General features: G+C 60.2%; 17 protein-coding genes. 12 read left to right on the forward strand and 5 right to left on the reverse strand.

Annotated features, from left to right (window positions below):
• Positions 1–2: 2 nt before the first annotated feature.
• From nuoC to ACZZ0A_RS14750, 12 genes are all read left to right on the forward strand, one after another.
• Positions 3–1,787 (forward strand): NADH-quinone oxidoreductase subunit C/D, encoded by a 1,785-nt coding sequence (gene nuoC, locus ACZZ0A_RS14695; protein WP_007920189.1) that lies wholly within the window; start codon positions 3–5, stop codon positions 1,785–1,787.
• A 2-nt stretch (positions 1,788–1,789) separates the two neighbouring features.
• Positions 1,790–2,287 carry an NADH-quinone oxidoreductase subunit NuoE gene (nuoE, locus tag ACZZ0A_RS14700; protein WP_007920186.1) on the forward strand — a complete coding sequence of 166 codons (498 nt, stop codon included), beginning with the start codon at positions 1,790–1,792 and terminating at the stop codon, positions 2,285–2,287.
• A complete protein-coding gene (gene nuoF, locus ACZZ0A_RS14705) occupies positions 2,284–3,639 on the forward strand; it encodes an NADH-quinone oxidoreductase subunit NuoF (protein ID WP_007920184.1) in 1,356 nt (451 codons plus the stop codon). The genes nuoE and nuoF overlap by 4 nt, the downstream gene beginning before the upstream one ends.
• A 136-nt stretch (positions 3,640–3,775) precedes the next feature.
• Positions 3,776–6,490, forward strand: coding sequence for an NADH-quinone oxidoreductase subunit NuoG (gene nuoG / locus ACZZ0A_RS14710; RefSeq protein ID WP_095118220.1), 2,715 nt, complete (start codon positions 3,776–3,778; stop codon positions 6,488–6,490).
• A complete protein-coding gene (gene nuoH / locus ACZZ0A_RS14715) occupies positions 6,487–7,494 on the forward strand; it encodes an NADH-quinone oxidoreductase subunit NuoH (protein ID WP_007920179.1) in 1,008 nt (335 codons plus the stop codon). Before nuoG ends, nuoH begins: the two co-directional genes overlap by 4 nt.
• An 11-nt stretch (positions 7,495–7,505) precedes the next feature.
• Positions 7,506–8,054, forward strand: coding sequence for an NADH-quinone oxidoreductase subunit NuoI (gene nuoI, locus ACZZ0A_RS14720; RefSeq protein ID WP_007920177.1), 549 nt, complete (start codon positions 7,506–7,508; stop codon positions 8,052–8,054).
• Positions 8,055–8,063: 9 nt separating this feature from the next.
• The gene (nuoJ, locus tag ACZZ0A_RS14725) at positions 8,064–8,564 is read left to right on the forward strand and encodes an NADH-quinone oxidoreductase subunit J (RefSeq protein WP_007920176.1); all 501 of its coding nucleotides are present in this window, start codon (positions 8,064–8,066) and stop codon (positions 8,562–8,564) included.
• A 3-nt stretch (positions 8,565–8,567) separates the two neighbouring features.
• A complete protein-coding gene (gene nuoK, locus ACZZ0A_RS14730) occupies positions 8,568–8,876 on the forward strand; it encodes an NADH-quinone oxidoreductase subunit NuoK (protein ID WP_003223790.1) in 309 nt (102 codons plus the stop codon).
• Entirely contained in the window at positions 8,873–10,726 is a 1,854-nt protein-coding gene (gene nuoL, locus ACZZ0A_RS14735) for an NADH-quinone oxidoreductase subunit L (RefSeq protein ID WP_007920175.1), read from the forward strand. The genes nuoK and nuoL overlap by 4 nt, the downstream gene beginning before the upstream one ends.
• 39 nt (positions 10,727–10,765) lie before the next feature.
• On the forward strand, positions 10,766–12,298 hold the full coding sequence (gene nuoM / locus ACZZ0A_RS14740; protein ID WP_007920174.1) for an NADH-quinone oxidoreductase subunit M: 1,533 nt from the start codon (positions 10,766–10,768) through the stop codon (positions 12,296–12,298).
• 7 nt (positions 12,299–12,305) lie between these two features.
• Complete coding sequence (nuoN, locus tag ACZZ0A_RS14745) at positions 12,306–13,769, forward strand: NADH-quinone oxidoreductase subunit NuoN (RefSeq protein WP_007920173.1); 1,464 nt, start codon at positions 12,306–12,308, stop codon at positions 13,767–13,769.
• A gap of 301 nt (positions 13,770–14,070) precedes the next feature.
• Entirely contained in the window at positions 14,071–15,396 is a 1,326-nt protein-coding gene (locus ACZZ0A_RS14750) for an OprD family porin (protein ID WP_463543380.1), read from the forward strand.
• Positions 15,397–15,847: 451 nt separating this feature from the next.
• On the opposite strand, the gene ACZZ0A_RS14755 is transcribed toward ACZZ0A_RS14750, so the two are convergent.
• The 5 genes from ACZZ0A_RS14755 to ACZZ0A_RS14775 all read right to left on the reverse strand — a co-directional run bounded on the left by ACZZ0A_RS14755 (position 15,848) and on the right by ACZZ0A_RS14775 (position 21,894).
• Positions 15,848–16,228 carry a DUF6124 family protein gene (locus ACZZ0A_RS14755; protein ID WP_414915819.1) on the reverse strand — a complete coding sequence of 127 codons (381 nt, stop codon included), beginning with the start codon at positions 16,226–16,228 and terminating at the stop codon, positions 15,848–15,850.
• A 475-nt stretch (positions 16,229–16,703) separates the two neighbouring features.
• A complete protein-coding gene (locus tag ACZZ0A_RS14760; RefSeq protein ID WP_007920170.1) occupies positions 16,704–17,036 on the reverse strand; it encodes a DUF2790 domain-containing protein in 333 nt (110 codons plus the stop codon).
• Between the two features lie 80 nt (positions 17,037–17,116).
• On the reverse strand, positions 17,117–17,320 hold the full coding sequence (locus tag ACZZ0A_RS14765) for a co-regulatory protein PtrA N-terminal domain-containing protein (RefSeq protein ID WP_007920169.1): 204 nt from the start codon (positions 17,318–17,320) through the stop codon (positions 17,117–17,119).
• Between the two features lie 222 nt (positions 17,321–17,542).
• Entirely contained in the window at positions 17,543–20,692 is a 3,150-nt protein-coding gene (locus ACZZ0A_RS14770; protein WP_463543381.1) for a CusA/CzcA family heavy metal efflux RND transporter, read from the reverse strand.
• Between the two features lie 14 nt (positions 20,693–20,706).
• Positions 20,707–21,894: an efflux RND transporter periplasmic adaptor subunit gene (locus ACZZ0A_RS14775; RefSeq protein ID WP_463543382.1), complete on the reverse strand. Its 1,188-nt coding sequence runs from the start codon at positions 21,892–21,894 to the stop codon at positions 20,707–20,709.
• Positions 21,895–21,943 lie beyond the last annotated feature (49 nt).

The raw sequence follows: 21,943 nt of genomic DNA on the forward strand, positions 1-21,943 counted from the left end.
CCATGACTACAGGCAGTGCTCTGTACATCCCGCCTTATAAGGCAGACGACCAGGATGTGGTCGTTGAATTGAACAACCGTTTTGGCGCCGAAGCGTTCACCGCTCAGTCGACCCGTACCGGCATGCCGGTACTGTGGGTCGCGCGCGCCAGGCTCGTTGAAGTCCTGACCTTCCTGCGCAACCTGCCCAAGCCGTACGTCATGCTCTATGACCTGCACGGCGTGGACGAGCGTCTGCGCACCAAGCGTCAAGGGCTGCCGAGTGACGCTGAGTTCACCGTGTTCTATCACCTCATGTCGCTGGAGCGTAATAGTGACGTGATGATCAAGGTCGCCTTGTCCGAGAGCGACCTCAGCTTGCCGACCGTCACCAGCATCTGGCCGAACGCCAACTGGTACGAGCGTGAAGTCTGGGACATGTTCGGTATCGACTTCAAAGGTCACCCGCACCTGTCGCGCATCATGATGCCGCCGACCTGGGAAGGTCACCCGCTGCGCAAGGACTTCCCTGCGCGCGCCACCGAATTCGATCCGTACAGCCTCAACCTCGCCAAGCAACAGCTTGAGGAAGAAGCCGCGCGTTTCCGTCCTGAAGACTGGGGCATGAAGCGCTCCGGCCCGAACGAGGACTACATGTTCCTCAACCTCGGTCCGAACCACCCTTCGGCGCACGGTGCGTTCCGCATCATTCTGCAACTGGACGGTGAAGAGATCGTCGACTGCGTACCGGACATCGGTTACCACCACCGTGGTGCCGAGAAGATGGCCGAGCGTCAGTCGTGGCACAGCTTCATTCCGTACACCGACCGTATCGACTACCTCGGCGGCGTGATGAACAACCTGCCGTACGTGCTCTCGGTCGAGAAGCTGGCCGGCATCAAGGTGCCTGAAAAGGTCGACGTCATCCGCATCATGATGGCCGAGTTCTTCCGGATCACCAGCCACCTGCTGTTCCTCGGGACTTACATCCAGGACGTCGGCGCCATGACCCCGGTGTTCTTCACCTTCACCGACCGCCAGAAGGCGTACACGGTGATTGAAGCCATTACCGGTTTCCGTCTGCACCCGGCCTGGTACCGCATCGGTGGCGTCGCCCACGACCTGCCGCGCGGCTGGGAAAAACTGGTGAAAGACTTCGTTGAATGGCTGCCAAAACGCCTCGACGAATACACCAAGGCTGCCCTGCAGAACAGCATCCTCAAGGGCCGTACCATCGGCGTCGCCCAGTACAACACCAAAGAAGCCCTGGAATGGGGTGTCACCGGTGCTGGCCTGCGTTCGACCGGTTGCGATTTCGACCTGCGTAAGGCGCGTCCGTACTCCGGCTACGAGAACTTCGAGTTCGAAGTACCGCTGGCTGCCAACGGCGATGCCTACGACCGCTGCATGGTTCGCGTCGAAGAAATGCGCCAGAGCATCAAGATCATCGACCAGTGCATGCGCAACATGCCGGAAGGCCCGTACAAGGCGGATCACCCGCTGACCACGCCGCCGCCGAAAGAGCGCACGCTGCAGCACATCGAAACCTTGATCACGCACTTCCTGCAAGTTTCGTGGGGCCCGGTGATGCCGGCCAACGAATCCTTCCAGATGATCGAAGCGACCAAGGGCATCAACAGTTATTACCTGACGAGCGACGGCGGCACCATGAGCTACCGTACCCGGATCCGCACTCCAAGCTTCCCGCATCTGCAACAGATCCCTTCGGTGATCAAAGGCAGCATGGTCGCGGACATGATTGCGTACCTGGGTAGTATCGATTTCGTTATGGCCGACGTGGACCGCTAAGCATGAACAGCACGCTTATCCAGACAGACCGTTTCACCCTCAGTGAAACCGAGCGCTCGGCCATCGAGCACGAGCTGCATCACTACGAAGACCCGCGCGCGGCGTCGATCGAAGCCCTGAAGATCGTTCAGAAAGAACGCGGCTGGGTGCCGGATGGCGCCTTGTACGCGATCGGCGAGATCCTCGGCATCCCGGCCAGCGACGTTGAAGGTGTGGCGACGTTCTATAGCCAGATTTTCCGTCAGCCGGTTGGCCGTCACATCATTCGCGTCTGCGACAGCATGGTCTGCTACATCGGCGGCCACGAGTCGGTGGTCAGCGAAATCCAGAACAATCTGGGCATCGGCCTGGGTCAGACCACCACCGACGGTCGTTTCACCCTGCTGCCGGTCTGCTGCCTCGGCAACTGCGACAAGGCGCCGGCGCTGATGATCGACGACGACACCTTTGGTGATGTGCAGCCTGCTGGCGTCGCCAAACTGCTCGAGGGCTACGTATGACCCTGACATCTTTCGGCCCGGCCAACCGCATTCAGCGTTCGGCCGAGACTCACCCGCTGACCTGGCGTCTGCGTGACGACGGCGAAGCCGTTTGGCTCGACGAATACCAGGCCAAGAACGGTTACGCTGCGGCGCGCAAAGCCTTCGCCGACATGGATCAGGACGCCATCGTCCAGACCGTGAAAGACGCAGGCTTGAAAGGTCGCGGCGGTGCAGGCTTCCCCACTGGCGTGAAGTGGGGCCTGATGCCCAAAGACGAATCCATCAACATCCGCTACCTGCTGTGCAACGCGGATGAAATGGAGCCGAACACCTGGAAAGACCGCATGCTGATGGAGCAACTGCCCCATCTGCTGATCGAAGGCATGCTGATCAGTGCTCGCGCGCTGAAAACCTACCGTGGCTACATCTTCCTGCGTGGCGAGTACACCACCGCCGCCAAGCACCTCAACCGTGCCGTGGAAGAAGCCAAGGCTGCGGGCCTGCTGGGCAAGAACATTCTCGGCAGCGGTTTTGATTTCGAGCTGTTCGTCCACACCGGCGCCGGGCGTTATATCTGCGGTGAAGAAACCGCACTGATCAACTCCCTCGAAGGCCGCCGCGCCAACCCGCGCTCCAAGCCGCCCTTCCCTGCCGCCGTCGGCGTGTGGGGCAAGCCGACCTGCGTGAACAACGTCGAAACCCTGTGCAACGTGCCGGCGATCATTGCCGACGGCGTTGACTGGTACAAATCGTTGGCCCGCGAAGGCAGCGAAGACATGGGCACCAAACTCATGGGCTTCTCCGGCAAGGTCAAGAACCCGGGCCTGTGGGAACTGCCATTCGGCGTTACCGGTCGCGAGTTGTTCGAAGACTACGCCGGCGGTATGCGCGACGGCTTCAAGCTCAAGGCCTGGCAACCAGGTGGCGCCGGTACCGGTTTCCTCCTGCCAGAACACCTCGACGCCCAAATGTACGCCGGCGGCATCGCCAAAGTGGGCACCCGTATGGGTACCGGCCTGGCCATGGCGGTGGACGACAGCGTCAACATGGTCTCCTTGCTGCGCAACATGGAGCAGTTCTTCGCTCGCGAGTCGTGCGGTTTCTGCACCCCGTGCCGCGATGGTTTGCCATGGAGCGTCAAGCTCTTGATGGCCATCGAACAAGGCCGTGGTCAGCCGGGCGATATCGAGACCCTGCTGGGTCTGGTCAACTTCCTCGGCCCGGGCAAGACCTTCTGTGCTCACGCACCGGGTGCCGTGGAGCCGTTGGGCAGTGCCATCAAATACTTCCGTCCAGAGTTCGAAGCCGGTATCGCGCCAGTCAGCGCCGCCGTCCCGCCTCTGGCAAGGCCGATCGTAATCGGCGCGTAAACGCTTAAAAAGGCGAAGGGTCCGTGCCCTTCGCCTTTCGTCCGATGACGCCTTTCGGGGCTGACTGGATTCGGACGGATAACAAGATTCCATTAGCCACGCCCGCTGACACCGGGCCAACGAAGACCTTTGAACCATGGCCACTATCCACGTAGACGGCAAAGCGCTCGAAGTCGACGGGGCAGACAACCTGTTACAGGCATGTCTGTCGCTGGGCCTCGACATCCCTTATTTCTGCTGGCACCCCGCGCTTGGTAGCGTCGGGGCTTGCCGCCAGTGCGCGGTCAAGCAGTACACCGACGAGAACGACACCCGTGGTCGCATCGTCATGTCCTGCATGACCCCGGCCACCGACAACACCTGGATCTCCATCGACGATGAAGAATCCAAGGCGTTCCGCGCCAGTGTTGTCGAATGGCTGATGACCAACCACCCGCACGACTGCCCTGTGTGCGAAGAAGGCGGTCATTGCCACCTGCAAGACATGACTGTGATGACCGGCCACAACGAGCGCCGTTATCGCTTCACCAAACGCACCCACCAGAACCAGCAACTGGGGCCGTTCATTTCCCACGAAATGAACCGCTGCATCGCTTGCTACCGCTGCGTGCGTTTCTACAAGGATTACGCTGGCGGCACCGACCTCGGTGTGTTCGGCGCCCACGACAACGTGTACTTCGGTCGCGTTGAAGACGGCACCCTCGAAAGCGAGTTCTCCGGCAACCTCACCGAGGTCTGCCCGACCGGTGTGTTCACCGACAAGACTCACTCCGAGCGTTACAACCGTAAATGGGACATGCAGTTCGCGCCGAGCATCTGCCATGGCTGCTCGAGCGGTTGCAACATCTCTCCGGGCGAGCGTTACGGCGAACTGCGTCGCATCGAAAACCGTTTCAACGGTTCGGTGAACCAGTACTTCCTGTGCGACCGTGGCCGTTTCGGTTATGGCTACGTCAACCGCACCGACCGTCCTCGTCAGCCACTGCTGGCCGACGGCACCAAACTCGGTCTGGATGCTGCGCTGGATAAAGCTGCTGATCTGCTGCGCGGGCGCAACATCGTCGGTATCGGTTCGCCGCGCGCCAGCCTCGAAAGCAACTACGCGTTGCGCGAACTGGTCGGCGCCGAGCACTTCTACTCGGGTATCGAAGCCTCCGAACTGGAACGCATCCGTCTGGTCCTGCAAGTGCTGAAAGACAGCCCGCTGCCAGTGCCGAACATGCGCGACATTGAAGACCACGACGCGATTTTCGTGCTCGGTGAAGACCTGACCCAGACCGCCGCCCGTGTGGCGCTGTCGCTGCGTCAATCGGTCAAAGGCAAGGCTGAAGACATGGCCGAAGCCATGCGCGTTCAGCCTTGGCTCGACGCGGCGGTGAAGAACATCGGTCAGCACGCGCTGAACCCGCTGTTCATCGCCAGCCTGGCGGAAACCAAGCTCGACGACATCGCTGAAGAATGCGTACACGCTGCTCCGGATGACCTGGCGCGCATCGGTTTCGCCGTTGCTCACGCACTGGACGCCAGCGCCCCGGCCGTTGAAGGTCTGGACGCTGAAGCACTGGAACTGGCTCAGCGCATCGCTGACGCCCTGCTCGCTGCAAAACGTCCGCTGATCATCGCCGGTACTTCGCTGGGCTCCAAAGCCCTGATCGAAGCCGCCGCGAACATCGCCAAAGCCCTGAAGCTGCGCGAGAAGAACGGTTCGATCAGCCTGATCGTGCCGGAAGCCAACAGCCTTGGTCTGGCCATGCTCGGTGGCGAATCGGTCGACGCGGCTCTGCAAGCAGTGATCGACGGCAAGGCCGACGCCATCGTCGTGCTGGAAAACGATCTGTACACCCGCACCGCCAAAGAAAAAGTCGATGCGGCACTGAACGCTGCGCAAGTGGTGATCGTTGCTGACCATCAGAAGACGGCTACCAGCGACCGCGCGCACCTGGTGCTGCCAGCCGCAAGCTTCGCTGAAGGCGACGGTACGCTGGTCAGCCAGGAAGGCCGCGCCCAGCGCTTCTTCCAGGTTTTCGATCCGCAATACATGGATGCGAGCATTCTGGTTCACGAAGGCTGGCGCTGGCTGCACGCCCTGCGCGCGACCCTGCTGAACCAGCCGATCGACTGGACGCAACTCGACCACGTCACTGCTGCCGTTGCTTCGAGCACCGAGCAACTGGCGCGTATCGTCGACGCTGCACCATCGGCAGCGTTCCGCATCAAGGGTCTGAAACTGGCGCGTGAGCCGCTGCGTTATTCCGGTCGCACCGCGATGCGCGCCGACATCAGCGTTCACGAACCGCGCACCCCGCAAGACAAAGACACCGCGTTCGCCTTCTCCATGGAAGGTTACTCGGGCTCTGCCGAACCGCGTCAGCAAGTGCCATTTGCATGGTCGCCGGGCTGGAACTCGCCACAAGCGTGGAACAAGTTCCAAGACGAAGTCGGTGGCCACATCCGTGCAGGCGACCCGGGCACCCGCCTGATCGAAAGCACTGGCGATTCGCTGAACTGGTTCGCTGCAGCACCGCGCGCGTTCAACCCGGCGCCGGGCACCTGGCAAGCCGTGCCGTTCTTCCACCTGTTCGGCAGCGAAGAGAACTCTTCGAAAGCCGCGCCGGTTCAAGAGCGCATTCCGGCTCCGTACGTGGCTCTGGCCAAGTCGGAAGCGGATCGTCTGGGCGTCAACGACGGTGCCCTGCTGAGTCTGAACGTGGCCGGTCAGACCCTGCGTCTGCCGCTGCGCATCAATGAAGAACTGGGCGCCGGTCTGGTGGCATTGCCTGCGGGCATCGCCGGCATTCCACCGGCATTCGCCGGCGTATCCGTCGACGGTCTGCAGGAGGCAGCGCAATGACCTGGTTCACCCCTGAAGTGATCGATGTGATCCTCTCGGTCGTCAAAGCCATCGTGATTCTGCTGGCCGTGGTGGTCGCGGGCGCGTTGCTCAGCTTTGTCGAACGTCGCCTGCTGGGCTGGTGGCAGGACCGTTACGGTCCGAACCGCGTTGGCCCGTTCGGTATGTTCCAGATCGCCGCCGACATGCTGAAGATGTTCTTCAAGGAAGACTGGACCCCGCCGTTTGCCGACAAAGTGATCTTCACTTTGGCACCGGTGGTGGCCATGTCGGCCTTGCTGATCGCGTTTGCGATCATCCCGATCACCCCGACCTGGGGCGTCGCGGATCTGAACATCGGCCTGCTGTTCTTCTTCGCCATGGCCGGTCTGTCGGTCTACGCGGTGTTGTTCGCCGGCTGGTCGAGCAACAACAAGTTCGCCCTGCTCGGCAGCTTGCGTGCGTCGGCGCAGACCGTGTCCTACGAAGTGTTCATGGGCCTGGCCCTGATGGGCATCGTGGTCCAGGTCGGCTCGTTCAACATGCGCGACATCGTCGAGTACCAGGCACAGAACCTGTGGTTCATCATTCCGCAGTTCTTCGGCTTCTGTACCTTCTTCATCGCTGGCGTCGCCGTGACTCACCGTCACCCGTTCGACCAGCCGGAAGCGGAACAGGAACTGGCCGACGGTTACCACATTGAATACGCCGGTATGAAATGGGGCATGTTCTTCGTCGGTGAATACATCGGCATCATCCTGATCTCGGCGCTGCTGGTCACCCTGTTCTTCGGTGGCTGGCACGGTCCGTTCGGCATCCTGCCGCAACTGGCCTTCGTCTGGTTCGCACTGAAGACCGCGTTCTTCATCATGCTGTTCATCCTGCTGCGCGCTTCCATCCCGCGTCCGCGTTATGACCAGGTGATGGATTTCAGCTGGAAATTCTGCCTGCCACTGACCCTGATCAATTTGCTGGTGACCGCTGCGGTCGTGTTGTGGAACACGCCTGCAGTCGCGGTTCAGTGAGGATTTGACCCATGTTCAAATATATTGGCGACATCGTTAAGGGTACTGGTACCCAGTTGCGCAGCCTGGTCATGGTCTTCGGCCATGGTTTTCGCAAGCGCGACACCCTGCAATACCCGGAAGAAGCGGTCTACCTGCCACCACGCTACCGTGGTCGCATCGTCCTGACCCGTGACCCCGATGGCGAAGAGCGTTGCGTAGCCTGCAACCTGTGCGCCGTGGCTTGCCCGGTGGGTTGCATCTCACTGCAGAAAGCGGAAACCGAAGACGGTCGCTGGTACCCGGACTTCTTCCGTATCAACTTCTCGCGCTGCATTTTCTGCGGTCTCTGCGAGGAAGCCTGTCCGACCACCGCAATCCAGCTGACCCCGGATTTCGAGATGGCCGAGTTCAAACGTCAGGACCTGGTGTACGAGAAAGAAGATCTGTTGATCTCCGGCCCCGGCAAAAACCCTGATTACAACTTCTATCGTGTTGCAGGTATGGCAATCGCTGGCAAGCCGAAAGGCTCCGCGCAGAACGAAGCCGAACCGATCAACGTGAAGAGCTTGCTGCCTTAAGGAAGAACGATGGAATTCGCTTTCTATTTCGCATCGGGTATCGCTGTTGTGTCCACGCTTCGCGTAGTCACCAACACCAACCCTGTGCACGCCCTGCTCTACCTGATCATCTCGTTGATCGCCGTGGCCATGACCTTCTTCGCACTCGGCGCACCGTTCGCCGGCGTGCTGGAAGTGATCGCTTACGCCGGCGCCATCATGGTGCTGTTCGTGTTCGTGGTGATGATGCTGAACCTGGGTCCCGCCTCGGTTCAGCAAGAACGCGTCTGGCTCAAGCCCGGCATCTGGGCCGGTCCGGTGATTCTCGCCGCGCTGCTGCTGGCCGAACTGCTGTATGTGCTGTTCGCTCACCAGAGCGGTCAGGCCATCGGCCACACCACCGTAGACGCGAAAGCCGTGGGCATCAGCCTGTTCGGCCCGTACCTGCTGGTGGTCGAACTCGCCTCGATGCTGCTGCTTGCTGCAGCCGTCACGGCGTTCCATTTGGGCCGTAACGAGGCGAAGGAGTAAGACATGCCTGCTATCCCTCTCGAACATGGTTTAGCCGTAGCCGGCATCCTGTTCTGCCTTGGTCTGGTCGGCCTGATGGTCCGCCGCAACATTTTGTTCGTGTTGATGAGTCTGGAAGTGATGATGAACGCCTCTGCATTGGCGTTCATTGTTGCAGGCGCCCGTTGGGGCCAGCCGGATGGGCAGATCATGTTCATCCTGGTGATCAGCCTTGCAGCCGCCGAGGCCAGTATTGGTCTGGCGATCCTGCTGCAACTGTATCGCCGCTTCCACACGCTCGATATCGACGCTGCCAGTGAGATGCGCGGATGAATCTTATCTTTCTGACTTTCGTATTCCCTCTGATCGGTTTCCTGCTGCTGTCGTTCTCCCGTGGACGCTGGTCGGAAAACCTCTCGGCGCTGATCGGCGTGGGTTCCATTGGCTTGTCGGCGATTGTCGCCGCCTACGTCATCTGGCAATTCAACGTCGCGCCACCGGAAGGCGGTCACTACACGCTGGTACTGTGGAAGTGGATGGCGGTCGAAGGCTTCAAGCCTGACTTCGCCCTCTACGTCGATGGCCTGTCGATCACCATGCTCGGCGTGGTCGTTGGCGTCGGTTTCCTGATCCACCTGTTCGCGTCCTGGTACATGCGCGGTGAAGCGGGCTACTCGCGCTTCTTCTCGTACACCAACCTGTTTATCGCCAGCATGCTGTTCCTGGTACTCGGCGATAACCTGTTGTTCCTGTACTTCGGCTGGGAAGGCGTGGGCCTGTGCTCGTACCTGTTGATCGGTTTCTACTACAGCAACCGCAACAACGGTAACGCCGCACTCAAGGCTTTCATCGTGACCCGGATCGGCGACGTGTTCATGGCCATCGGCCTGTTCATCCTGTTCCAGCAAGTGGGCACGTTGAACATCCAGGAACTGCTGGTGCTGGCACCGCAGAAATTCCAGGTCGGCGACTTCTGGATCACCCTGGCGACCCTGATGCTGCTGGGTGGTGCGGTGGGTAAATCGGCACAACTGCCGCTGCAAACCTGGCTCGCGGACGCGATGGCTGGCCCGACCCCGGTTTCGGCACTGATCCACGCCGCGACGATGGTTACTGCCGGTGTCTACCTGATCGCCCGTACCCACGGCCTGTTCACCCTGGCGCCGGAAATCCTGCACCTCGTCGGCATAGTCGGTGGTGTGACGCTGGTTCTCGCAGGCTTCGCCGCACTGGTACAAACCGACATCAAACGTATCCTCGCCTACTCGACCATGAGCCAGATCGGCTACATGTTCCTGGCGCTGGGCGTTGGTGCCTGGGATGGCGCGATTTTCCACCTGATGACCCACGCCTTCTTCAAGGCCCTGCTGTTCCTTGCTTCCGGTGCGGTGATCGTTGCCTGCCACCACGAGCAGAACATCTTCAAGATGGGCGGTCTGTGGAAAAAACTGCCACTGGCCTACGCCAGCTTCATCGTCGGCGGCGCGGCACTGGCTGCCCTGCCACTGGTCACCGCAGGCTTCTACTCCAAGGACGAAATCCTTTGGGAAGCGTTCGCCAGCGGCAACCACGGTCTGCTTTACGCAGGTCTGGTCGGTGCGTTCATGACCTCGCTGTACACCTTCCGCCTGATCTTCATCACGTTCCACGGTGAAGCCAAGACTGAAGCCCACGCCGGTCACGGCATCTCGCACTGGCTGCCACTGTCGGTGCTGATCGTACTGTCGACGTTCGTCGGCGCGATGATCGTGCCACCGCTGCACGGCGTTCTGCCAGAAAGCGTTGGCCATGCCGGTGGCGAAGCCAAGCACAGTCTGGAAATCGCTTCGGGCGCCATCGCCCTGGCCGGCATCCTGCTGGCAGCGCTGCTGTTCCTCGGCAAGCGTCGCTTCGTCACGGCCATCGCCAACAGCGGCATCGGCCGTTTCCTTTCGGCCTGGTGGTTCGCTGCCTGGGGCTTCGACTGGATCTACGACAAACTGTTCGTCAAACCTTACCTGGCGATCAGCCACGTACTGCGCAAAGACCCGCTCGACCAGACCATCGGTCTGATCCCGCGTATGGCCAAGGGTGGTCACACCGCCCTGAGCCGCACCGAGACCGGTCAACTGCGTTGGTACGCTGCTTCGATGGCTGCTGGTGCCGTGCTGGTTATCGGCGCCATCGTGCTGGTAGCGGTCTGATATGAACCTTGCGAATTTGCGAAAGGAAACGAGCCCGTCATGATTCTGCCTTGGCTAATCCTGATCCCCTTCATCGGCGGCCTGCTGTGCTGGATGGGTGAGCGCTTCGGCGCTACCCTCCCGCGCTGGATTGCGCTGTTGACCATGACCCTGGAACTCGCCCTCGGCCTCTGGCTGTGGGCCCACGGTGACTATTCATTTGCGCCGGCGCCTGGCGCCGATCCGACCTGGGCGCTTGAGTTCAAGCATGTCTGGATCCAGCGCTTCGGCATCAACGTGCACCTGGCCCTCGACGGCCTGTCGCTGCTGATGATCCTGCTGACCGGTCTGCTGGGTATCCTCTCGGTACTCTGCTCGTGGAAAGAGATTCAACGTCACGTTGGCTTCTTCCACCTGAACCTGATGTGGATCCTGGGCGGCGTTGTCGGCGTGTTCCTCGCCCTCGACCTGTTCATGTTCTTCTTCTTCTGGGAAATGATGCTGGTGCCGATGTACTTCCTCATCGCGCTCTGGGGTCACAGTTCTTCGGACGGCAAGAAAACCCGGATCTACGCGGCGACCAAGTTCTTCATCTTCACTCAGGCTTCCGGCCTGATCATGCTGGTGGCGATCCTCGGTCTGGTGCTGGTCAACTTCAACAACACTGGCGTGATTACTTTCAACTACGCCGACCTGTTGAAAACCAAGATGTCGATGACCACCGAGTACATCCTGATGCTCGGCTTCTTCATCGCCTTCGCGGTCAAGCTGCCGGTCGTACCGTTCCACTCGTGGTTGCCTGATGCCCACGCCCAGGCGCCGACTGCCGGTTCCGTCGACCTCGCCGGTATCTTGCTGAAAACCGCTGCCTACGGTCTGTTGCGTTTCGCCCTGCCGCTGTTCCCGAATGCTTCGGCCGAGTTTGCGCCGATCGCCATGACCCTCGGTCTGATCGGGATCTTCTACGGTGCTTTCCTCGCTTTCGCACAAACCGACATCAAGCGTCTGATTGCCTTCTCGTCCGTTTCCCACATGGGCTTCGTGTTGATCGGCATCTACTCCGGCAGCCAACTGGCCCTGCAAGGTGCAGTGATCCAGATGCTGGCGCACGGTGTGTCGGCGGCGGCACTGTTTATCCTCAGCGGTCAGTTGTACGAGCGTCTGCACACTCGTGACATGCGTGAGATGGGCGGTGTGTGGTCGCGTATCGCTTACCTGCCGGCAATCAGCCTGTTCTTTGCAGCCGCTTCATTGGGTCTGCCGGGTACCGGTAACTTTGTCGGCGAGTTCCTGATCCTGATCGGCTCTTTCGCCAGCTGGCCTTGGATCACCGCGATTGCCACCTCTGGTCTGGTGTTCGGTTCGGTCTACTCGCTGATCATGATCCACCGTGCCTACTTCGGTCCGGCGAAATCGGATTCGATCCTGCACGGTATGGACGCTCGCGAACTGATCATGGTGCTAGGCCTTGCGGTATTGCTGATCTACATCGGCGTCTACCCGCAACCGTTCCTCGACACGTCTGCCGCCACGATGCATGGCGTGCAGCAGTGGCTCGGCACCGCCTTCACTCAACTCGCTTCGGCCCGGTAAGAGCGCTATGGAATTCACGATTCAACACTTTATTGCGCTTGCGCCACTGTTGATCACCAGCCTCACCATTATCGTGGTGATGCTGGCAATCGCCTGGCGCCGCAACCACTCGCAGACCTTCCTGATCTCGGTCGCCGGTCTGAACCTGGCCTTGCTGTCGATCCTGCCAGCCCTGAAAGTCGCGCCTCTGGCCGTGACTCCACTGCTGCAAATCGACACCTTCGCTTGCCTGTACATGGCGCTGATCCTGGTCGCCACCCTCGCCTGCGTCACCCTCGCCCACGCTTATCTGGGTGATGGCGGTTCGGGTTACCCGGGCAACCGTGAAGAACTCTACCTGCTGATCCTGATGGCCGCCGCCGGCGGTCTGGTTCTGGTCAGCGCGCAGCACCTGGCCGGTTTGTTCATCGGTCTGGAACTGCTCTCGGTACCGGTTTACGGTCTGGTGGCTTACGCATTCTTCAACAAGCGTTCGCTGGAAGCCGGCATCAAGTACATGGTGCTGTCGGCCGCCGGTTCCGCATTCCTGTTGTTCGGTATGGCGCTGCTGTACGCCGACTCGGGTTCGCTGAGCTTCGTTGGCATCGGTCAGGCATTGGCTGCGACTGGCCTGCCTAGCTCGCTGGCACAACTGGGCCTGGGCATGATGCTGATCGGTCTGGCGTTCAAGCTGTCGCTGGTACCGTTCCACCTGTGGACGCCGGACGTTTACGAAGGTGCTCCGGCACCGGTGGCCGCGTTCCTCGCGACCGCTTCGAAGGTTGCGGTGTTTGCGGTGATGGTGCGTCTGTTCCAGATCTCCCCTGCTGCCAGCAGTGGCGTACTGAGCGACGTGCTGACCGTTATCGCCATCGCCTCGATCCTGTTCGGTAACCTGCTGGCCCTGACCCAGAGCAACCTCAAGCGTCTGCTCGGTTACTCGTCCATCGCGCACTTCGGCTACCTGCTGATCGCGCTGGTGGCGAGCAAGGGTCTGGCGGTGGAAGCCATCGGCGTGTACCTGGTGACTTATGTGATCACCAGCCTCGGCGCCTTCGGCGTGATCACCCTGATGTCCTCGCCGTACAACGGCCGTGACGCGGATGCCCTGTACGAATACCGCGGCCTGTTCTGGCGTCGTCCGTACCTGACCGCCGTGCTGACCGTAATGATGCTGTCGCTGGCGGGTATCCCGCTGACCGCTGGCTTCATCGGCAAGTTCTACATCATCGCTACCGGTGTTGAATCGCACCAATGGTGGCTGGTCGGTTCGCTGGTGCTGGGCAGCGCCATCGGCGTCTTCTACTACCTGCGCGTGATGGTCACCCTGTACCTGATCGAGCCAAACCTGCGTCGCCACGACGCCCAGCTGCACTGGGAACAGAAGGCAGGCGGTGTGATGCTGCTGGCCATCGCCCTGGTCGCGTTCTTCCTGGGTGTGTACCCGCAGCCATTGCTGACTCTGGTTCAGCAGGCGGGTCTGGCGGGCTGATAGTTCGGCTGGCCAGAAATGAAAACGGCACCTTCGGGTGCCGTTTTTGTTTTTGCGGGATTTAACATCTTGAGCGTTTGCGCTGGCCTCATCGCGGGCAAGCCCGGCTCCCACAGGTTTGTGTGGCGTTCACTCAATCCATATAGCCACATGACGAAATTGTAATTCCCTCATCACCTTGGCGTTATCCGCAGCTTGCAACGATGTGACCCGGCGACCAATGCCGGCGGGCCCTTGCCCGTCGCACAACAAAACCCACGCCGAAGCACGTTCCCGTTCTGCCGAACCCAAGGAGTGTTTGATGGTTAACAATTCAAAAATGTCGATGGCCGCTTTAGCGGTGGTGGTCGGCGCCGGGCCGTCCATGGTGTTTGCAGAAGACAAGCCTGAAGGCTTTGTCGAAGGCAGCAGCCTGACGGTGCTCAACCGTAACTTCTACTTCAATCGTGATCATCGCAACGGCCAGTCCAGCCCGACCGGCAACGGTTATTCCGAAGCCTGGGCGCATGCCGTGATCAGCAAATTCGAATCCGGTTTCACTCAAGGCACCGTCGGCGTCGGTGTCGATGCGTTTGCGATGATTGGTCTGAAACTCAACACCGGTGACGGCCGTAATGGCGGGCGCAGTTCGTTTGATGTGTTGCCGGTCAACAGCGACGGCGAAGCGCGGGACGAATACACCAAGGTCGGTGGCGCTGCGAAAGTGCGGGCGTTCGATACGGTGGTCAGGGTCGGTGATGTGTTCCCGGCCAACCCGATGGTCGCGGCCGGTGACTCGCGCTTGCTGCCGGAAAGCTTCCGCGGGGTGACGGCGAGCAACACCAGCATTGAAGGTCTGTCGGTGCAGGGCGGTCGATTGCATGCGATGAGCCAACCGGTGTCCAGCGACATGCGCGAGAACTTCGCGACCTTCTACGCAGGCCCGGTCAATTCGCCGTGGATCGCTTACGGCGGCGGCGATTATGTGCTGAACAAAAACCTCAGTTTCAGCCTGTACTCCAGCCGTCTCAAGGATGCGTGGAATCAGTATTACGCTGGCACCGCCTGGACGTATCCGCTGTCCGATGACCTCTCACTGTTCGGTGGCCTGAACTATTACAAAGCCGTCGATGAAGGCAAACAACTGCTCGGCGAGTTCGACAACAACATCTGGAGCGGCCGCGTCGGCGTCAAACTCGGTGCCCACTCGGTCGCCCTCTCCCACCAGCGCAACAACGGCAATGACGACTTCGATTACCTGCGTCAATCCGATTCGATCTTCCTCGACAACTCGATCCAGTACAGCGACTTCAACTCGCCGAAAGAGCGTTCGTGGATGGTGCGGTATGACCTCGACATGAGCACCTATGGCGTACCGGGTCTGTCGTTCATGACTCGCTACGCGCGCGGCACCGACGCTGATTATTCCAACGCCAACGCGGTGTACATGCGCCGCGATGCCGAGGGTAATCCACTGACCGATCAAAAACGTTGGGAGCGCGATATCGAAGTCAAATACGTGGTGCAGAGCGGCTCGATGAAAGACCTGTCGCTACGCTTGCGCCAAGCCACGACCCGCGCCACGGCGTTCGAGTCGGATCTGGATGAGGTGCGGGTGATTGTCGAGTATCCGCTGGCGATTCTTTGATTGCGCGGTTGATGCAAATTCACCTTTAGAAGCTCCTTGCTCCTTTGGTAAGAGGTGAATCTTTTGGCGTCCTTCGGGGCGCTTTTTTTTGCGCTGCGTTTTGCCGTGGTTGTGTTTTCCAGATTTAGACCCGGCCCTCACCCTAGCCCTCTCCCAGAGGTAGAGGGGACTGACCGAGCTGCTTATTGGAAATCCATCGACCTGAAAAACCGGGGCGTACTCTGGTTTTGAATGGCTTGAAGATCTGCTCCCTTTCCCATTGGGGGAGAGAGGACAGACCGAGTTGGTTGTCGAAGATACACCGACCCAAAAAACCGGGGCGTACTCTGATTTTGAATGGCTTGAAGATCTGCTCCCTTCCCCCTCGCCCCCTCGGGGGAGAGGGCTGGGGTGAGGGGGCAGGATTTTGAGGTCAACGCAAAAACAACGGATAAAACCCGGCCATTGATAGCTACGACGCAGGATCTACGTTATCCAATGCCTTGTTCACCGCAAGTTCGCCAAGCATGACGACCTGCGCGATGCCGAGCAGGGTCTTGCGATGGGTGCCGCCTAGCAGCGCGGCGAAGTCACCGAGCATTACCGTGGCCGAGGCCAGGGATTCGCTGGCGTTGGCCAGTAGTGATTCGGTGTCGGCTTTGGGATTGACCAGGAACATCTGGTTAGGGATGTACGGTGCGGACATGATGGCGGCCGACGGTTTGAGGTAGAAATCGAGGGCGCGGTCGGCGGCTTCGTGGAGTTTTCTAGTCTCAATGGAGACGTAGGGGGATGTTGAGGTGGCGTCAGGGGTGGCGTCTGTTTCGGGGGGATTCGGGGTTGGCTTTTTCATGATATTTCTCCTTCATAACGTTGAAGCTGATCCATTCGGTTCCACGCGAAGGGGTGGCAGCTGTACGCAGGTTGGAACCCGGGGAACGGAGAAACCCGGCAGACTCGAAAGTCTCCCGCGCACAGCCGCCATAACAGACTGCACACCATGAAGGTGGGCAAGCATACGTCATGAAAGACGCTTTGGCGCTGACACGTTCTCCGGGGTTCCAATCCCGATCGCTGAATTGGCAGCGACCCACACAGGCTAGAGAGCTGACGTCCGACGGACAACCTGAAAACATTGTGGGAAGGTTCCGCACTTCCCACACAAACCTTAAACATCACGAATTGAAATACGCATCGTGATATTGAAATTCGGCCCCTGTAGGAGCTGCCGAAGGCTGCGATCTTTTGATCTTGATCGTTAAAATCAAAGTCAAAAGATCGCAGCCTTCGGCAGCTCCTACACGGGACCGCGTTTTGGCGTAGCGGATTCAGCTCCCGCCGTTTCGACACACACCCATCACGCTGTACTTGATGGTGTTGAGCTGGCCTTTGGAATCCTCGTAGGTCATCGCGGTGGGCACGACATTGCACGCCGCCTGCGGCTTCACAACACTCACCACCTTGGCCACGTCCAGCTTCATTCCGTATTCGTAATCCTTCACCACCGGCGGCGCTTTGCCCTGGTTGGCGGCGTACTGTTCCATGGCTTTGCTGTTGGCGCTGAGCGCGCGTTCAAAGGTGCGGTCACCACCGCCTTCGGCCAGCACATTCGCAGACATCGCCATTACGCCGACGAACGCGATCCACTTGAGCATGTTCATATCCATTTCCTTCCCGTCCGGGCTTGAAAAAAAAGCCCGGCATCGATGCGCGATGAAGGGCTTGTTCAGGTGCAGCAGGCTTACAGATCGCGGGTTTTGTCGTCTTTCTTGTCATTGACCACGACCGGGTTGCCGGCGGCTTTTTCCTTGGCGACGAAGAGCTCCATGGAGCGCTCGTTGCTGGTCATCATCCGCTCGAATGTGCGGTCACCGCCGCCTTCGGCCAGGGCCACGGAAGAGATCGCCAGAGCGGCGGCGAAAGCACTGAGTCGGGCAAGTTTCATCGTTGATTCCTCGTTTAAGTAACTGACGGGATCAAGGTAACAATCCGAACCTTTCGTGACAGTGGCGGGGAAATTACATATCCGTTATGTGCCGGGCACTCTCCTGAAGTCGAACACAAAACCTGTAGGAGTGAGCCTGCTCGCGATAGCCGTGGCTCAGTCAATGTAGATCTGACTGATAGACCGCTATCGCGAGCAGGCTCACTCCTACAGTGGGATTGCCTAGTTAGATGGAACGGTGTCCTCATCCCGGCGATGGGCGAGTTGATAGAGCGCCGGCAAGATCAGCAGCGTGAGGATCGTGGAAGACAGGATTCCGCCGATCACTACGGTGGCGAGCGGCCGCTGCACTTCGGCGCCGGTGCCGGTTGCAAGCGCCATCGGGATGAAACCCAGCGACGCCACCAACGCCGTCATCAACACCGGCCGCAAACGCGTCAACGCACCTTCGTTAATGGCATCGGACAGCGAACGCCCCTCCTCGCGCAAATTACGAATAAACGCAATCATCACCAAGCCGTTCAACACCGCCACCCCGGACAACGCGATAAACCCGACACCCGCCGAAATCGACAGCGGTATATCGCGCAGCCACAGCGCCATGACCCCACCGGTCAGCGCAAACGGAATCCCGGTAAACACCAGCAAACCGTCCTTCAAGTTGTTGAACATCATGAACAACAACCCGAACACCAACAGCAGCGCCACCGGCACGACAATCTGCAAGCGTTTGGCCGCTGATTGCAGTTGCTCGAACTGCCCGCCCCAACTGGTCCAGTAACCCGCCGGGACCTGCACGTCACGCTCGATCAACTCGCCGGCCTCGCTGACGAACGAGCCGATATCACGCCCGCGCACGTTGGCGCTGACGATCACCAGACGCTTGCCGTTTTCGCGGCTGACCTGATTCGGCCCGAGCACCAGGTCGAGGCTGGCGACGTCTTGCAGCGCGATGAAGCCGATCTGATTCGCAGCGCCGCTCAGTGCTGGCACCGGGATCAGCAATGCCGACAAGCCGTCGATGTCCTTGCGCATGGCATCGGACAGGCGCACGACCATATCGAAACGCCGATCACCCTCATACAAGGTCCCGGCCTGACGACCACCAACTGCAACCGCAATGGTGTCCTGCACATCACCGACATTCAGCCCATATCGCGCAGCCTTGTCGCGATCAATGTTGATGGTCAGCACCGGCAGCCCGGTGGTTTGTTCGACCTTCACTTCAGAGGCACCGTTGACCTTCTGCATGGCAGCGGCGATTTTCGCAGCGGTGGCGTTGAGCACGTCCATGTCATCACCGAACACCTTCACCGCCACATCGCTGCGAACACCGGAGATCAATTCGTTGAAACGCAACTGAATCGGCTGCGACAGCTCATAGTTGCTGCCCGGCAACATCGCGGCCGCAGCTTGCAGTTCGGCCATCAGGGTTTCGCGGGACTTGCCCGGATCCGGCCACTGCTCTTTCGGCTTGAGCATCACGTAGCTGTCGGAGATATTCGGCGGCATCGGATCGGAGGCGATTTCGGCGGTGCCGGTACGGGCAAAAACACGTTCGACTTCCGGCACCTTCGCCAGTATCAACGTCTCCAAGCGCTGCTGCATGTCCACCGATTGCGTCAGGCTGGTGCCCGGCACGCGCAACGCTTGCAGGGCAAAATCGCCTTCACTGAGGCTCGGCACAAACTCGCTGCCCATACGACTGGTGAGCACACCGCTGAGCACAATCACACCCAACGCCGCGCCCACTGCGATTGCGCGATGGGACATGACCCAGGCCAGCGCCGGCGCGTAAACGCGACGTGCGCCGCGCATCACCGCGCCCTCCTCTTCCTTGACCTTGCCCGTGACGAACAACGCAATCGCCGCCGGCACAAAGGTCACCGACAACAGCATCGCGCCAAGCAAAGCGATGACCACGGTGAACGCCATCGGGTGGAACATTTTCCCTTCGACGCCGCTCAAGGCGAAAATCGGCAGGTACACGACCATGATGATCAACTGGCCGAAAATCAGCGGTCGCCGCGCTTCTTTCGCTGCGGCAAAGACTTCCTTGAAACGCTCGGCGCGGGTCAGCAAGCGACCGTGATGCTGCTGCGCATGGGCCAGTCGACGCAGGGTGTTTTCGACGATAACCACCGCGCCGTCGACAATAATCCCGAAGTCCAGCGCGCCTAGGCTCATCAGGTTGGCGCTGACCTTGTTGCTGAACATCCCGGTGAAGGTGAACAGCATCGACAGCGGAATCACCATCGCAGTAATCAGCGCCGCGCGAATGTTGCCGAGGAACAGAAACAGAATCGCGATCACCAGAATCGCGCCTTCGATGAGGTTCTTTTTCACCGTGGCGATGGCTTTGTCGACCAGGTGCGTGCGGTCGTAAACCGGCACGGCGATCACGCCTTGCGGCAGGGACTTATTGATCTGTTCGAGCTTGCTGGCGACCGCTTGCGAGACCGTGCGGCTGTTCTCGCCGATCAACATGAACACCGTGCCAAGCACCACTTCACGACCGTTTTCCGTGGCCGCACCGCTGCGCAATTCGCGGCCGATTTCCACGCTGGCGACGTTCTTCACCCGGATCGGTGTGCCGTCGACATTGGCCATGACGATGTTGGCGATGTCCTCGGTGCTCGCCACTTGGCCCGGCGCGCGAATCAGCAATTGCTCGCCGCTGCGCTCGATGTAACCGGCGCCGACGTTGGCGTTGTTGCGCTCCAGCGCGGTGACCAGATCGGTCAGCGTCAGCTTGTACGCGGCCAAGCGTTTCGGGTCCGGCGCAATCTGATATTCCTTGGCGAAACCGCCGATGGTGTTGATCTCGGCCACGCCCGGGACGTTGCGCAATTGCGGCTTGATGATCCAGTCCTGAATCACCCGCAGATCGGTCGGTGTGTACGCGCTGCCGTCGTCCTTCAATGCGCCCTCCTTGGCTTCCACGGTCCATAAAAAGATCTCGCCGAGGCCGGTGGAAATCGGCCCCATCACCGCTTCCGCGCCTTCGGGCAATTGCTCCTTGGCGATCTGCAGACGCTCGTTGACCAATTGGCGGGCGAAAAACAGGTCGGTGCCGTCCTTGAAGATTACCGTGACTTGCGACAGGCCCGAGCGCGACAGTGAACGGGTCTGTTCGAGTGCCGGCAGACCGGCCATGGCGGTTTCAATCGGGAAGGTGATGCGCTGCTCGGTTTCCAGCGGCGAAAACCCGGCGGCGCCGGTGTTGATTTGCACCTGGACGTTGGTGATGTCCGGCACGGCGTCGATCGGCAGTTTTTGATAACTGGCGATGCCGAGGCCGGCCATGAGCAGAACGGCGAGCAGGACGATGATGCGCTGCTCGATGGCAAACTGGATCAGGCGTTCGAACATGGGATTCTTCCGGATCAGTGGCTGTGCTCGGCTGAGGCTTTGCCCAGTTCCGACTTGAGGACGAAGCTGCCGGCGCTGGCGACTTGCGCGCCCGGTTCCAGCCCTTGAGTAATTTCCACATGGCCGGCTGCGCGGCTGCCCAGCTCAACCGCGCGCGCTTCGAAACCGTCGTCGGTACGCACGAACACCGTGGATTTGTCCTCGACGGTCTGGATCGCAGATTCCGGTACGGCGACTTTCGCTTCGCGGCTGTCGGTCGCCACCAGCGCGGTGACGAACAGACCGGGGCGCCACGAGCCTTGCGGGTTTTCCAGAGTGACGCGGACGGTTGCCGTGCGGGTCTGTTCGCCGAGCAAGCTACCGACGTAAGCCACGCTACCGACCACTTCCGCGTTCAATTCCGGGGCGCTGACGGTGACCGCTTTGCCTACTTGAACCTTGTTCAAATCCTTCGGTGACACGCCGAACGTCACCCACACTCGCGACAGATCCGAGAGGGTGAACGCCGCTGTACTTTCATCAACGACTTCCCCCGGCGTCAGATGTTTTTCCACAACCACGCCGTCGAACGGTGCGCGCAATTCGTAGCGGTTGCCGCCAGTGGCGACCAGGCTGCCGCTGAGCACGCTGATCTTTTGCCGCGCATTGCTCACGGCGATTTCCGCTTCCTGCAACGCCTGGCGCGCCTGGAGGAAATCCTGCTCGGCGGAGATCTTGTCCTGCCACAGCTTTTTCTCGCGCTCGTAGGTGGTGCGCGCCAGGGCCAGGCGACGTTGCGCGGCGGCCTGTTCGCTGCGTTGATCGGAGATCTGCTGACTGGCGATCACCGCCAGCAACTGGCCCTTTTTCACCGTTTGCCCGAGGTTGACCGCCACCGATTCGACCACGCCCGGCACACGCGGCACGACGTGGGCGGTGCGGTCTTCGTCGAAGCGCACTTCGCCGGGGAATGGCAGGCCGCGGCTGATGTTTTGCGCCCGTGCTTCGGCGAGTTGAATACCGGCAGCCGTGATCTGCTCGGCGCTCAATTCGATGTGCCCTTCTTCGGCATGTTCAGCCGCTGCACCTTCTTCGGCGTGATCGGCATGCTCAGAAGTCTCGTCGGCATGCGCGTCGATGCTTGCGTTACCTGACCACTGCGAGCCGATACCAATGCCCAGCGCCAACGTCGCCACCGCGACCACCATCAGTTTTTTATCCATGGAAACTCCTCTGCGTCGAGCCATCGCGCAGTTGTCTGAAGAATGAAAT

Source organism: Pseudomonas sp. AC242, from assembly GCF_979258655.1.